Source organism: Pedobacter jeongneungensis (genome assembly GCF_039538295.1).
GTDB classification, from domain to species: domain Bacteria; phylum Bacteroidota; class Bacteroidia; order Sphingobacteriales; family Sphingobacteriaceae; genus Pedobacter; species Pedobacter jeongneungensis.
On the sequence record NZ_BAABBY010000003.1, the window covers coordinates 121,257 to 135,205 of the forward strand.

Below are 13,949 nucleotides of genomic sequence, written 5' to 3' on the forward strand. Positions count from 1 at the left end.
AATATGCTTCAGGAGTACCTCTTATTTAATGATGAATTTCAGGCAGCTGATGTTCCATTTTTAACGGCTGCCAACAGGAGCTTTAAATTTGGCGATGGCTTGTTCGAAAGCATGCGGATGATTAACAATAAGCTGCAGTTTGCCGATTTACATGCCGACAGGCTTACTGCCGGAATGAAAGCGCTTAAAATTGATGGTCATGCTTTAATGGACGATTATTTTTTGCGTCAAAAAACGGCTGATCTTACTAAACGCAATAAATGGAACGGCAATGTCCGCTTTCGTCTTTCCGTTTACCGGGGAGGCGCCGGCGTATATACGCCCGAAATTAATAAAGCCGGTTATGTTTTAGAGGGGATTCCTTTAAAATCATCAAATTATGAACTCAATAGCAAAGGTTTAATTATTGATGTTTATGATGAAATGACCAAACCGGTAAATAAGCTATCGAATTATAAAACAGCCAATGCTTTACTTTACGTGATGGCCGGACTTTTTAAAAGCCAGAACCGTTTGGATGAGGCCATGATCCTGAACCAACACGGATTTCTGTGCGAAAGCATCAGCGCCAACGTTTTTATAGTATATAACAAGCAGATTTATACGCCATCACTGGCCGAAGGCTGCGTAAGTGGTGTTATGCGTACGGCCATTATGCAATTATGCAAAATGAACGATATGCCTTTAATCGAAGCACAGATTAATCCGGAGATTTTAAAAGAAGCTGAAGAAGTTTTCATTACCAATGCCACGCAGGGTATCCAGTGGGTGATGGGTTATGGCAGAAAACGCTATTTTAATGAAGTTTCGAAATTTTTGAACGAAAAATTGAACGTTTTTTAGTTCATTGGTTCATTTGCCGTTGGTTTATTCGTCAGGTTAAGCGGTTAATTTATGCCAAACGTAAAATTACAAGCGGTCATTTCGAGCGAAGTGCAACAAAGTCGAGAAATCTGTTTAGATAGATCTCTCCACTCCGCCATGCTCCGGTCGAGATGTCAACTCTTTTGGAATTTCTTCGCCGTCAAGACTCCAGACTAAGAACTTCTGACTATTGCGATTAATCCGTACTAAACGCCAACCGCTCTCCTCCAACCGCACTACAACCTCATTCCCCTTAAAAAATCTTCGATCAGCATGCGCTTTTTACCTTCGTATTGGATGTCCAGCAATTTGATAAATCCATCTTTAGCCGCAAATTTTAAATAGGTTTTACCATCAGTTAAAAAACCACCGGCTGCAATACCCGGTTCCTTATCTTCGAGTTCTGCCTTAAATACCTTTAAAGTTTTATCATTAAGCGCAGTAAAAGCTGTTGGGTATGGACTTAAACCGCGGATTAAATTGTGAATGTGCTGTGCACTATTGTTCCAGTCGATTTTGCAGTCTTCCTTAAAAATCTTTGGTGCATGTTTTAAATCATCGCTTAGTGGCTGCGGTTGTTCTTGTACTTCACCTGCTTCAATGGTGTGGAGGGTTTTTACCAGTAAATTTGCACCAACAACCATCAGTTTATCGTGCAGGTCTCCTGCGGTTTCATCATCTGCAATGGCCACACTGTCACTCATAATGATATCACCTGTATCAATTTCCTCCTTAAGGAAAAAGGTAGTAACACCACTTTCTTTCTCCCCGTTAATAATGGCATGATTAATCGGTGCTGCACCACGGTATTGTGGCAATAATGAGCCGTGTAAGTTAATAGTTCCTTTGGCTGGCATGCTCCAAACCACCACCGGTAACATTCTGAATGCCACTACAACCTGCAGATCGGCCTGGTATGATTTTAATTCCTCAATAAATTCGGGATTCTTTAGTTTTTCGGGCTGCAAAACAGGAATTCCTTTTTCTACAGCGTATTTTTTTACAGCACTTTCGTTCAGTTTCTGGCCACGGCCGGCTGGTTTATCTGGTGCAGTAACCACGGCAACCACATCAAAACTGGCTTGTACTAAGGCATCTAAAGAAGCTACAGCAAAATCGGGCGTACCCATAAAAACTATTTTCATAAAGAAAGTGTTGTGTTTCTAAAAATAACGTGATACCCACGTTAAAGTTTTGCAAAATAACTAAAAATAAACCCATACTTATAGGCAAAAAATGGTACAAGGCAAAGATGTTGTTAAAGCAAGTGGATTGGTGTACGTAACTGATGCCATGCCTGGTATTTACCGTAAAGGCAAACCAGGTAAATTTCATTACGAAGATAAGGAAGGAAAAAAAATAACCGAAGAAAAGCACCTCGAGCGGATAAAAACGTTGGTTATTCCGCCTGCGTGGCAAAACGTGTGGATTGCCTGTAAACCCAATGCCTACCTGCAGGTTACCGGGATTGATGCAGCAGGCAGAAAACAATATAAATACCACAACAAATGGACCAGCCGCCGGTCGGAAGATAAATATTTCCGCTTGCTGGAATTTGGAAAGGCTTTACCCAATGCCAGAAAAAACCTGGAGAAAGACCTCCGCCGCAAAGATTTTGACGAACGCAAAGTACTCGCCATTTCGGTTGATGTGCTCCAAAAAACACTCATTCGTGTGGGTAACGAAAGTTATAAGCAGCTTTACGGCTCTTTTGGCCTTACAACCTTGCGTGATAAACACGTAAAAATCAACGGCAGTAAAATTACCATGGATTTTATAGGTAAAAAAGGTGTTCAGCAGAAAGTAGAACTGAATGACAGGTCTCTAGCTAAACTGGTTAAAAAATGCAGGGACATCCCAGGGCAGGAATTATTTCAGTTTTATACCCATGGAAAAGAACATAAAAGCATCGACTCGGGCAAAATAAATAATTATATCAGAGAAATTACAGGCGATGATTTTACCGCAAAAGATTTCAGGACCTGGGGCGGTACACTGGAAGCATTGCGCCAGTTTTCGAAATGCAGCGCCGATGAAAGTTTTAATTTAAACTCTAAAAAGGCCATTATAAACGTTTTGGATTGCGTTGCCAAAAAATTAGGAAATACAAGAGCTGTGTGCAAGAGTTCTTACGTATATCCTTTATTGCTTACCGCTTACGAGAACAATGAGTTAGGTAAATACATGAAAAAGATGAACAACAATAAAGTTATCGGGAAATTAGCTCTGGCGCATGATGAGAAAGTATTATTGTCGTTTTTGAAAGCGAATAGTAAATAAAAAACCCGTTATATTTGTTTTTTTATCCTCTATATGCAAATTAATCTTGACGATAACGCCACTGTTTTTTATACATTGATCGAAGAATCTCCAATGCCAATTGCATTATATGTTGGAGAAAAGATGGTAATTAAAGTTGCCAATAAAGCAATGCTTAAAGCATGGGGGAGAGATAATAGTGTTATCGGACAAGAACTTGCTATTGCACTGCCTGAACTAAAAGACCAGCCATTTTTAGGAATTCTGGAAGAGGTACGCCTCACCGGTGTTGCTTACGAAACCAAAGAAGACCGCGTATTGCTGATCAATGATGAAATACTGCAAACGTTTTATTTTGATTTTATTTACAAACCTTTAAAAGATGATAACGGACAAGTTTGGGGTATTGTTAATAATGCAACCGATGTTACTGAACTGGTAAATGCCAGGTTAAAAGTAAAAGCAAGTGAAGAACTTTTTCGAAAAATGATTCAGGATGCCCCGGTGGCGATTGGTATTTTAAGAGGAGAAAATTTTGTAATAGAGCAGGCAAACGAAGATCTGCTGAAATTGTGGGGAAAAACAAAAGACGTTATAGGGCTCAATTTAATTGATGGTTTGCCAGAACTAAAGGGACAACCCTTTCCCGATTTACTTGCCCAGGTTTATAAAACAGGTGTAGCCCACTATGGTTACGAAACCATGGCCAGGTTAGAAAGAGAAGGCAGGCTTCAGGATTATTATTTCAACTTTGTATATGATCCGATCCGCGATCAGCACAATGTGGTTACCGGTATCATGGTTGTAGCCAACGAAATTACTTCTTTGGTACACTCGCGTATGGAAATGGCCAAAAGCGAAGAACGTTTCCGGAATTTGCTATTGGATACCCCAATGGCCACGGGCTATTACGAAACAGAAGATATCATCATTTCTTTAGCCAACGATGAAATGCTGCGCTTTTGGGGTAAAGATAAAAGTGTAATTGGCAAACCTATGGAAGAGGCTATTCCTGAATTAAAAGGTCAGCCATTTATTGGTATTTTAAAAGAAGTTTATCGTACGGGTATTCCTTATCATGCCGATCAGCAGGAGGCCTTATTACCTGTTAACGGTAAATTGGAAAAAGTATGGTTTAATTTTACCTATAAGCCTTTAAGAAATGTAGATGGCAAAGTTTACGCCATTTTACACGCTGCGATGGATGTAACCAAACAGGTGCAGCTACAACAGCAAAAAGATGAGTTTTTAGGAATCGCCAGTCATGAACTTAAAACACCTGTAACCAGTATTAAAGCTTATGCGCAGGTATTAGAGCGGATGATCAGAAATGATGGTGATGAGAAAAAGGCTTCGATGGTACATAAAATGGATGTACAGTTAAACCGGTTAACCGGCTTAATCGGCGACCTGCTCGACGTGACCAAGATTCAATCCGGTAAAATGACCTTTAATCCGGTAAATTTTGATTTTGATCTTGCTGTGGCCGAAATTGCTGAGGAAATGCAGCACATTAGTGCCAGGCATCATATCCATACCGATTTGCAGGGGCATGCTAACGTTTATGCTGATAAAGAACGTATTGGGCAGGTAATTACCAATTTCTTATCAAATGCCATTAAATATTCTGCAGATGCCGATCAGGTTGATGTAAAAACTTACACAACAGACAACGAAATTATTTTAAGCGTAAAAGATTTTGGTATTGGCATATCGAAAGAATTACAGCACCTCGTTTTTGATCAGTTTTACCGTGTTGGCGGTCAGTTGCAGCATACTTATCCCGGTTTAGGCCTGGGACTTTATATTTCTTCCGAAATTATAAAAAGTGAAGGCGGAAGGATCTGGGTAGAAAGCGAAGAGGGGCAGGGTGCCACTTTTTATTTTGCTTTAAAAAGATGATTCCACTGATTTGATTAAATCAATGGAATCATCTGTTATTCTTTTGGTGCCTTTTTTATCGGGTGTACCGGTTGTTCTTCCTGTTCGCGCTGTTTAGCCGGATTATTGGTTTTTGGCGCTTTATTCGGCGTGCTGTCGTTTTCTTTCCTCACCGTTTTATGGTCAACAGGTTCCCTGCCTTTTGGCACTTCTTCCTGATAATTGCTTCCTGGTTTATCGCTTTTAACTTTTGGACCGCTCATGGTTATAGTGATTGAATAAATAAATTTTGAATGATTAAATGTTGTAAGTTTATAATGTTGTAAAGTTTAAGGTTGTAATGTTATAAAGTATAAAACCTGTAGGTAATAACAATTCTTAATCTGTTAAGTTTGAAAATATTCTCATCAGCGGCATTCCTTCCTTCATTCAATCAATCCCTCATTCTCTCATTCAATCAATCTCTCATTCAATCAATCCCTCAATCTCTCATTCAATCATTCTTTCCCTCAATCCTTAATTATACAGCAAATATTTTTTACGCATCGTTTTATAGGCACTTAATCCCGGTTCCCAGCTTGCCCGTATTTCTGCTTCGCTTTTTCCGTCAATTACCTGCTGTCTGAAATCGCCCACACCAACCAGTCTCTCAATTGTACCCATTTCTTTGCTCAGTTTGGTGTTAAAGAAATCTTCTTTTCGTGGCGATGCTTTGTAAAGTTCAATTAACCAGCTGATGTTTACCTGTTTCGATTTTATCAATTCTGCAGTATCATAATTTCTCAGATCCAGACCATAACAAACCTGATCCTGGAATAAAGGTGTTTCCGACATGCCTTTTATGCTTTTTGGCGTAAAACTGAAATCAAACTTACCTTTAAGGTATGGTGCCCCAACAATGGTAAAAGGAAACATCGTACCACGGCCATGGTTTAAATAAGTACCCTCAAACAAACAGGTAGAAGGATAAAGCAAAATAGCCTGCTGTGTATTCAGGTTTGGAGAGGGTTTAACGGGTAAAACATATTCCATATCATGGTTGTAATTCGCATTTTTAATAATCGTGATTTTACATTTCACTTTGTCTTTTAGCCAGCCCTCGCCGTTTAGCATCTGTGCATATTCGCCAACGGTTAAGCCATGTGCTATTGGAATGGGCTGTACACCAATGCCCGATTTAAATTTTGGGTCTAAAATTGGTCCGTCTATTAAATAACCGTTCGGGTTCGGGCGATCTAAAATCAGCAATGGTTTGTTGTTTACCGCACAGGCTTCCATTACATGCTGTAACGTATTAATGTAAGTGTAAAAACGTACGCCCACATCCTGGATATCAAAAACCATCACATCAACATCGGCCAGGTCTTCAGCCGTAGGCGTGCTGTGTTTGCCATAAAGCGAAATGGCCTTAATGCCTGTTTTTGTATCTACATCATCATTGACGGTAACGCCAGCGCTCGCATTGCCTCTAAAACCATGTTCAGGGCCAAATATTTTCTGGATTTTGATGCCGCGTTTTAATAGGCTGTCAACCGAGGTTTGCTCACCTATAACCGAAGTAGGATTTACCACCATACCCACACGTTTGCCTTTTAATAACGGAAGGTATTTTTCGGTCTGTTCTGCTCCCGTTTTCAAGGTTGATGGCAATTTTGGCGTCCTGATCATCAATTTTCTATTTTCAGGACTTTTTTTGCCAAGAGCTTCCTGTTCAAGTGGTTTTGGCTGTCCACAGGCAGATAATGCAATTAAGCTGGTTAAAGCAAAGCTGATGTATTTTTTCATTTTTTTATGATTCTAATCTTCCGGTAATTACAGCAAAACAATTTACCCTGTATTTTGATTTATGCTATTGGGATTTGTGCGAGCTGATCTTTAAAGTTGGTTATTTATTTTCAAAAATGCCATTTTTAAAAAGGAATTGAGCATTTTTGTTACTTAACAATTGATTAAATTGAATTTCGAATATTTCATAGCAGGGCGGATAGCCATTAAATCTGAGCGTACTTTTTCTAAACTGATTGTCCGCATTGCAATAGCAGGCGTAATGCTGAGCCTCGCTGTTATGATTCTATCCATTGCCATTATTAAAGGCTTTAAAACCGAAATTCAGGATAAAGTGAGGGGATACCTGGGTGATGTACAGATTACCCGTTACGACCTGAACAATTCTTTCGAACATTCGCCCTTTGTGTTGGATGCGGAAACCCAAAAAATGCTCAAAACCAATAGAGATATCGAGTTTTATTATCCTTTCGCTACCAAACCCGCCATTCTTTCGGCCAATAGTGAAATTGAAGGCATTAATTTTAAAGGGGTTGACAAAAGCTATAAATGGGATTATATCAAACAGCATATCATCAGCGGTACAATTATCGATTTTTCTGATAGTACGGCTGCCATGCAGGAATTGTTAATTTCAAATTACACCGCTAAGCGCTTAAAACTCAAAACCGGTGATGATTTCATTATGTACTTTGTTCAAAACCAGCTCCGTCCGCGGAAATTCAAAATCGTTGGTGTTTATGATATCGGGGTAGAAGATATTGATAAGGGATTTGTTTTGGGCAACCTGAATATCATCAAACGTTTAAATAACTGGCAGCCAAACGAAATTGGCGGCATCGAAATCAGGATTAAGGATTTTAACAAGCTAAAACCCGTTGCCGATAACATTTACGAAAAACTGCCGCGAAATTTACGTTCCTATTCTATTGAAGAAAATTTCCCTAATATTTTTACCTGGCTGGGTTTACTTGATGTAAATACAAATGTGATCCTGAGTTTGATGCTGATTGTTGGCGTTATAAACATGGTTACGGCACTATTGATTATGATTTTAGAACGTACCAACATGATCGGGATGCTAAAATCATTTGGGGCCAGCAACTGGAGCATTATGAAAATTTTCCTGTACAATTCGGCTTATCTCGTTGGAATTGGCCTGCTTTTAGGCAATATTTTAGGCTTAGGACTTGGTTTTTTACAGCAATCTACCCATATATTTAAGCTTAATCAGGCATCATACTTTTTAGCTTACGCACCGATAGAATTTCACTTTATGGATGTATTGCTGCTTAACGTAATTACGGTGGTGGTGTGTTTAACCGTTCTGATTATCCCTTCACTTTTAATCAGCAAGGTTTCTCCGTTAAAGGCCATCAGGTTTAAGTAATTCAAAAAAAACTTGGGTCACCAGGCAGATCAAAACCCGGTGCCCAAGCAAACCTAAACCTAAGCTCTTTTTAACTCAATTTATATTGGTGTGTTAATTGGTTCTCTTTAAAATATACTCGTAACTCATTGTAGCGTATGAGGTTGCCGGATCGATGTTTGTTTGTGGTTTCGATCTTCTTTTCAATGTTAAATCTGCACCGCTGCTTCTAATATCATATTCGCCGTTTAATATCATGCCCCAATCAAAATCTGCCGTCCAAACACCTTCATCAGCAAAATAGCCGATGCCGTTTTTAAAATTATAAGTGCCTTTGCCGCTTAATGATTTTAGGGTAGAGCCAACATCGGATGTAATATTAAATTTGCCGTCTTTTAACGAAATCGAAATTTGACGGGTTACCGGAACCGATTTCGCACTATTGCTGATTACCAGTACACCAGTATAATTACCGTCCATTAAAACATTAACACTTGTTGGCTTTTTACAACCGAAACACAGGCAAATGGCAAATAATAGCATGCTGATTTGAACTTTCATATCCCTTAAACGGGATTCAAAATGAAAACGCTACAATAAATTTAAATCCAGTCTGTTTCTTGTATGCTCTGGATAAATTCGGTACGTGGCTCGAGGTTAAGGTAAGGATAAGTCACCTTCGAAAGGTATAAGCCTGTTGGATGGGCGGGCAACGATAGTTTGGAGGGTTTTAAGCTGATCAGTTCACTTTCAAATTCATCCAGGCTGAGTTCTCCTTTACCAACCATTAACAGTTTACCCATAATAATGCGGATCATTTTACCCAAAAAGCGGTTGCTTGCAATGTGAAACCTGAACCGGTTGCCTGCAGGATTTACCAATAAACGGGCTTCCATTACATTACAGATGGTATGTTCGTATTTATCCGGATGGGTGCAAAAGGCCCTGTAATCTTTATATTGAGGTAAAAGTTCTACAACAGCTTTCATTTTATCAAAATCGAGATTATTGAGCTGATAAAAAGAACTTTGCGTACTTAAAAAGGGATCTTTACAGGTGTGTACAAAATAATCGTATTTACGCTGTACGGCATCGAACCTTGCATGGGGCTTTCCTTCCATTTTAATAATGTCGAATACCGCAATATTATAGGGCAATGCTTTGTTTAGGATGTAAAGCAGGTCGAAATCAATTTCTTTTTCAATATCGGCATGGAAAAAAAACTGACTTGCATGTACATGTGCATCTGTGCGGCCACAGCCATTAATGGCAATCGGCGATTTTAGGATTTTAGAAAGCGTTTGTTCAATAACTTCCTGAACGCTTTTAACCCCGGGTTGTTTTTGCCAGCCACTGTAGTATTGACCTTGATATGCAATATGGAAGAAGTATCTCATTATTTCGGTGCAATTTTACGGAAATTTTAGCAGCAGGAATATTAAATCCTATTTTTGCGGGGTAAAATTTAATCATGGATTTAATAAATTGTCCCTGCGGAAGCGGCATTACCTTTCAGCATTGTTGCCAGCCTTACCATTTAAAAGCGAAAACTGCACCAACTGCCGAGGCTCTAATGCGGTCGCGGTATTCGGCATTTGTAATGGCCAATGCCGATTATCTTTACGAAACTACACATAGCAGCAAAAGAAAAAACCATTCGAAAAGCGCTTATTTAAATAGTGCAAAAAATACCAGATGGCTTAAGCTCGAAATTATTTTTTCGGATTTTGATGTGGTGGAGTTTAAAGCCTATTACCTCAACAAAAAGTTCCAGACCGAGGTATTACATGAAAAATCTAATTTCAGGCTAGAAGACAGTAAATGGTATTATGTGGATGGGGATTTTTATTTATAACAAAAACTCAGTTACATTATCCGGCGTAATTACTTTATTTTCAGCATTTTCATAGGCATCTAAAAATGTTTTTGGAAATTTCGTATTAACTTTTGGATTCCATTTTATTTCATAAGCGCTCATTAATCCGTTTCTTTCTTCAATATAATCTATTTCCTGCTGGGCATGTGTACGCCAAAAATATTGGTTACAGTTAATTTGTTTATAAGCAAGAAACTTAACCCGCTCACTAATGACGAAATTTTCCCAAAGAGCCCCAATATCCTGTCTTAATACCGCCGGACTAAATTGATTAATCACAGCGTTTCTGATTCCATTATCGTAAAAATAAATTTTTCGACTTTTCTTTAGTTCATTTCTTAGGTTTCTACTTAAAGATCCGAGTCTGAATACAATAAAAGCCTTTTCAAGCAGATCGATATATTTCTCTGTTGTTTGATTATCCAAACCTGATAATTGGCCCAGTTCGTTGTATGATACCTCATTACCAACCTGAAAAGCTAAAGCCTGGATTAATCTTTCCATCTTATCTGGTTTTTGTATTTTCTCCCAGGTTAAGATATCTTTATATAGGTAACTATCTGATAATTGTTTTAACCGTATTTCTTCTCCGCCAGGGTTGTTTACAATTTCTGGATAGTAGCCATAAACCAGGCGATGGTGTAATAATCTTTTTTCGGTAAGTAAGCCATGCTCTTCTACCATTTCTCCAAAAGAAAATGGGAACAGATTATACTCCCATTTCCTGCCAGTAAGCGGTTCATTGATATGGTTGGCTAACTCAAAAGCTGATGAGCCTGTAGCGATTACCTTTACATCTTTAAGCTGATCAATAATTAATTTGATAGACAGACCGATATTATCAATTCTTTGCGCTTCATCTATTACCAGTGTTTTTGATTTTCCAAGTAGTGCACGTAACGATGTAGAGGTGGTATTATTAAGTATTGTTCTGATATCTGCATCATCACCATTCCACCACATAACCGGTTTAGTAAATTCTGAAGACAATTGTTGGATGAGCGTACTTTTTCCAACTTGCCTTGGACCTAAAAGTATGATTGCCTTTTCATCTTTCAGGTGTTTTTGAATGGAATTGGATATTGCTCTTAAAATCATATTCGCAAATTTAATATAAATTTTGCGAATGGAATCGCAAATTTCATATAAATTTTGCGATTTTACTCCTTTTAGCTATAATTGCTTTGCTTCATTCCAATATACATCCATTTCTGAAAGTGTCATATCAGCAAGGGCTTTACCATTTTCTTTGGCTTTACTTTCGAGGTACTGGAAACGTTTAATAAACTTCTTATTGGTTTTTTCCAGGGCGTTTTCAGGATTGATATTGATAAACCGCGCATAATTGATCAGTGAGAAAAGTACATCGCCAAATTCTGATTCTGCTTTTTCGATATCAATTGCTGTATGATCTGCAACATTAAATTCCGCTTTAAATTCCTGCAATTCTTCTTCTACTTTTTCCCAAACCTGGTTTTTATCTTCCCAATCGAAACCCACACCACGGGCTTTTTCCTGTATGCGTGCCGCCTTAACCAAGGCCGGTAGAGAAGAAGGAACACCTGCCAGTACCGATTTATTGCCTTCTTTCAGCTTAATCTGTTCCCAGTTGCGTTTTACATCTTCCTCGTTTTGTACTTCAACATCGCCATAAATATGCGGATGGCGGTTTACCAGTTTATCGCAAACCCCATTTAAAACATCGGTAATGTTAAAATCGTTCGTTTCTGAAGCAATTCTCGAATAAAACACCAGGTGCATCATCACATCACCAAGTTCCTTTTTAATTTCGTCTAAATCGCCCTCTAAAATGGCGTCGCTTAGCTCATAGGTTTCTTCTATGGTTAGGTGGCGCAAGGTTTCCATAGTCTGCTTTTTATCCCATGGGCATTGCGTACGCAAAGTATCTAAAACGGTGAGTAAGCGTGTAAAAGCATCGGCCGGATTGCTGGCGCTGGCAGGAATTGGATTGTTTGGCATGTTTTATTAATGAGGTAAATTATCGGACGCTAAAATACCAAACCCAGCTGATTAAGAAAAGCTGAAAAGGTACTCTGAACCATAAATATTTTGGTCCTGGACCGGGTTTGTACAAGTCTTCATAATTAATGCGGTGTTTAGCCGCATAAATATTGGCTGGTAAAATGGCCAGAAAAAAGATGATCAGTGCAATTCCTGTGTAATACCGCGTACTTTCTATTGCTAAACCGATGGCAAATAGAATTTCGAGCACACCTGTAAAAAGCACAATTTCTACCTTTTTAGGGATAAATAAAGGAATCATGGCCGCCATGCTGGTTTTAAACTTAAAATGCCCGATGGCTGTAAAAAGCAACATTACACCCATGGCAATATTGCCTGCAAAAATATTTCCTTTATCAAAGGTGGTGTGACTGCCAAAAGTTAAAAGTGCCACATATACCAGGAGTAGTACAAATAAAGGTTTCATTAAATTATTTTATCAGGTTAAATGCAATTAAGATGGTTGCTATAAACAATATCACCAGGCCTGATAAAAATATAAAATCTGCTGTTTTTTCCAGCCGCTGACTTGAAGTTTTTATCCTTCGCATGGCGATAAAGGATAAAATACAGCTGGTCATAAAAAACATCACGGCCGCTACGGCAAATTCATCAATTAATGAACCATCGGTAAGTGCCAGCTTTTTTAGGGAAGTGAGCACGATAAAGCAGATCCCCAGCAAGTTTGCAGAAGTACTTAAAATATGTGGCGATCTGTTTTCGGCCATTTTAATCTTTTTCTTCTAATTTAATCTTTTTAGTGATCCGGTAAATGCGTTTCTTTTTATCCGGTTTATGCTCTTCTCCCATTAAAATGCCCCATGGTTTAAGGTTATCTACCCGGTCGAAAATGATTTTTAACATCGCCAGGTAAGGGATGCATAAAAACATGCCCGATATGCCCCAGATCATTTCGCCAACCACAATACCGATAAAGGCAAACAAGGCATTTATTTTTACCTTCGAGCCTACTACCAAAGGCATCAACACATTTCCATCTATAGCATGCACACCTACAAAAGCAATTAAAACCAATAATACCTTACCGGCCCCGGCGGTAGCAAAGGTGATTAAACAGCTCACCAATAGTGCAAAAAATATCCCCAGGTATGGAACAACATTAAAAATACCGGCTACCAAACCCAAAAGAACGGCATATTTAACGCCTAACAAACTGAGTACGGTAATCATTAATACGGTAACGATCAGCATCTGCAGAAATAAGCCAATGATGTATTTTTTGATGATATACTGGATCTGACTTACAATTTCGGTTACTTTTTCTTTGTGTTCTTCTCTAAAAACAGAAGTTAAAAAGGTAAATAAAACCCTGCGGTAATTTAAAATGAAGAAAGTAAACAATAGTGTGAAACCTAAAAACAACAGGGTAGAAGATAGGGTAGCCAGGGTTGTGGCAACAATTGCAGCGCTTGTAGCCAATGCTTTTTCGGTACTATCATTTAAATAATCGAGCTGTTTTTGCGAGTTTACCCCAAAAGTATGCGAAATCCATTTCTGGAGCTCGTGGTACGAAACATTGGCTTTTTCTTTTAGTAAAGGCCAGTCTGCCCATAAATCGCTTAGCTGATTGCCAAAAAAGTAAATGATGCCGCCTATTACGGAAATCATCAGGATTACTGAAACCAGTGTTGATAAACTTCTTTTAAATCTTAACCTGTGTTCTAAAAAATTACCTACAGGGAGCAATAAAATTGCCATTAAAAAGGAGAAAAGTAAAGGCGCCAAAAGTGATTGGCCTAAAATGGCAATGTAGGTTAAACTTATTAAACAGAAAAGAACCAGTGCCAGTTTGGGTAGAAATGATAGTTTGTCTTTCATAAAATTTTAAATCCTGTTTAATACAAAATGCCCGACTAATTGTTTGATTAATCG

General features: G+C 38.6%; 15 protein-coding genes. 5 read left to right on the top strand and 10 right to left on the bottom strand.

Translation table 11 applies throughout. The features are described from left to right. Positions 1-3: 3 nt before the first annotated feature. Positions 4-843, top strand: a complete 840-nt coding sequence (locus tag ABD769_RS06505; RefSeq protein ID WP_344850427.1) for an aminotransferase class IV — start codon at positions 4-6, stop codon at positions 841-843. A gap of 257 nt (positions 844-1,100) precedes the next feature. On the opposite strand, the gene fmt is transcribed toward ABD769_RS06505, so the two are convergent. Then, positions 1,101-2,009 (bottom strand): methionyl-tRNA formyltransferase, encoded by a 909-nt coding sequence (fmt, locus tag ABD769_RS06510; protein WP_344850429.1) that lies wholly within the window; start codon positions 2,007-2,009, stop codon positions 1,101-1,103. A gap of 91 nt (positions 2,010-2,100) precedes the next feature. Here fmt and ABD769_RS06515 point away from each other — a divergent pair, with 91 nt between their 5' ends. After that, a complete protein-coding gene (locus ABD769_RS06515) occupies positions 2,101-3,144 on the top strand; it encodes a DNA topoisomerase IB (RefSeq protein ID WP_344850431.1) in 1,044 nt (347 codons plus the stop codon). Between the two features lie 33 nt (positions 3,145-3,177). Further along, a complete protein-coding gene (locus tag ABD769_RS06520) occupies positions 3,178-5,025 on the top strand; it encodes a PAS domain-containing sensor histidine kinase (RefSeq protein ID WP_344850433.1) in 1,848 nt (615 codons plus the stop codon). Between the two features lie 35 nt (positions 5,026-5,060). Here the strand turns inward: ABD769_RS06520 and ABD769_RS06525 are convergent, their stop codons facing one another. Both ABD769_RS06525 and ABD769_RS06530 read right to left on the bottom strand, forming a co-directional pair. Continuing rightward, complete coding sequence (locus ABD769_RS06525; RefSeq protein WP_147229336.1) at positions 5,061-5,267, bottom strand: hypothetical protein; 207 nt, start codon at positions 5,265-5,267, stop codon at positions 5,061-5,063. 253 nt (positions 5,268-5,520) lie between these two features. Continuing rightward, positions 5,521-6,789: an exo-beta-N-acetylmuramidase NamZ family protein gene (locus ABD769_RS06530; RefSeq protein WP_425568852.1), complete on the bottom strand. Its 1,269-nt coding sequence runs from the start codon at positions 6,787-6,789 to the stop codon at positions 5,521-5,523. Between the two features lie 169 nt (positions 6,790-6,958). On the opposite strand from ABD769_RS06530, the gene ABD769_RS06535 reads away from it, so the two are divergent. Then, a complete protein-coding gene (locus tag ABD769_RS06535) occupies positions 6,959-8,179 on the top strand; it encodes an ABC transporter permease (RefSeq protein ID WP_344850435.1) in 1,221 nt (406 codons plus the stop codon). A gap of 93 nt (positions 8,180-8,272) precedes the next feature. Here ABD769_RS06535 and ABD769_RS06540 read toward each other — a convergent pair whose 3' ends face one another. Further along, on the bottom strand, positions 8,273-8,719 hold the full coding sequence (locus ABD769_RS06540; protein WP_344850437.1) for a hypothetical protein: 447 nt from the start codon (positions 8,717-8,719) through the stop codon (positions 8,273-8,275). A 41-nt stretch (positions 8,720-8,760) separates the two neighbouring features. Further along, the gene (locus tag ABD769_RS06545; RefSeq protein ID WP_344850439.1) at positions 8,761-9,555 is read right to left on the bottom strand and encodes a tRNA pseudouridine synthase A; all 795 of its coding nucleotides are present in this window, start codon (positions 9,553-9,555) and stop codon (positions 8,761-8,763) included. A gap of 74 nt (positions 9,556-9,629) precedes the next feature. On the opposite strand from ABD769_RS06545, the gene ABD769_RS06550 reads away from it, so the two are divergent. Continuing rightward, positions 9,630-10,013, top strand: coding sequence for a YchJ family protein (locus tag ABD769_RS06550; RefSeq protein WP_344850440.1), 384 nt, complete (start codon positions 9,630-9,632; stop codon positions 10,011-10,013). Here the strand turns inward: ABD769_RS06550 and ABD769_RS06555 are convergent. The 5 genes from ABD769_RS06555 to ABD769_RS06575 all read right to left on the bottom strand — a co-directional run bounded on the left by ABD769_RS06555 (position 10,008) and on the right by ABD769_RS06575 (position 13,895). After that, positions 10,008-11,132, bottom strand: a complete 1,125-nt coding sequence (locus ABD769_RS06555; RefSeq protein WP_344850441.1) for an ATP-binding protein — start codon at positions 11,130-11,132, stop codon at positions 10,008-10,010. The genes ABD769_RS06550 and ABD769_RS06555 overlap by 6 nt on opposite strands. A gap of 75 nt (positions 11,133-11,207) precedes the next feature. Then, positions 11,208-12,014 (bottom strand): nucleoside triphosphate pyrophosphohydrolase, encoded by an 807-nt coding sequence (gene mazG, locus ABD769_RS06560; protein ID WP_344850442.1) that lies wholly within the window; start codon positions 12,012-12,014, stop codon positions 11,208-11,210. Between the two features lie 19 nt (positions 12,015-12,033). Continuing rightward, positions 12,034-12,483, bottom strand: coding sequence for a DoxX family protein (locus ABD769_RS06565; RefSeq protein ID WP_344850443.1), 450 nt, complete (start codon positions 12,481-12,483; stop codon positions 12,034-12,036). Between the two features lie 4 nt (positions 12,484-12,487). Continuing rightward, on the bottom strand, positions 12,488-12,784 hold the full coding sequence (locus tag ABD769_RS06570) for a hypothetical protein (protein ID WP_344850444.1): 297 nt from the start codon (positions 12,782-12,784) through the stop codon (positions 12,488-12,490). A 1-nt stretch (position 12,785) separates the two neighbouring features. Further along, positions 12,786-13,895, bottom strand: coding sequence for an AI-2E family transporter (locus ABD769_RS06575; protein WP_344850446.1), 1,110 nt, complete (start codon positions 13,893-13,895; stop codon positions 12,786-12,788). Positions 13,896-13,949: the final 54 nt, after the last annotated feature.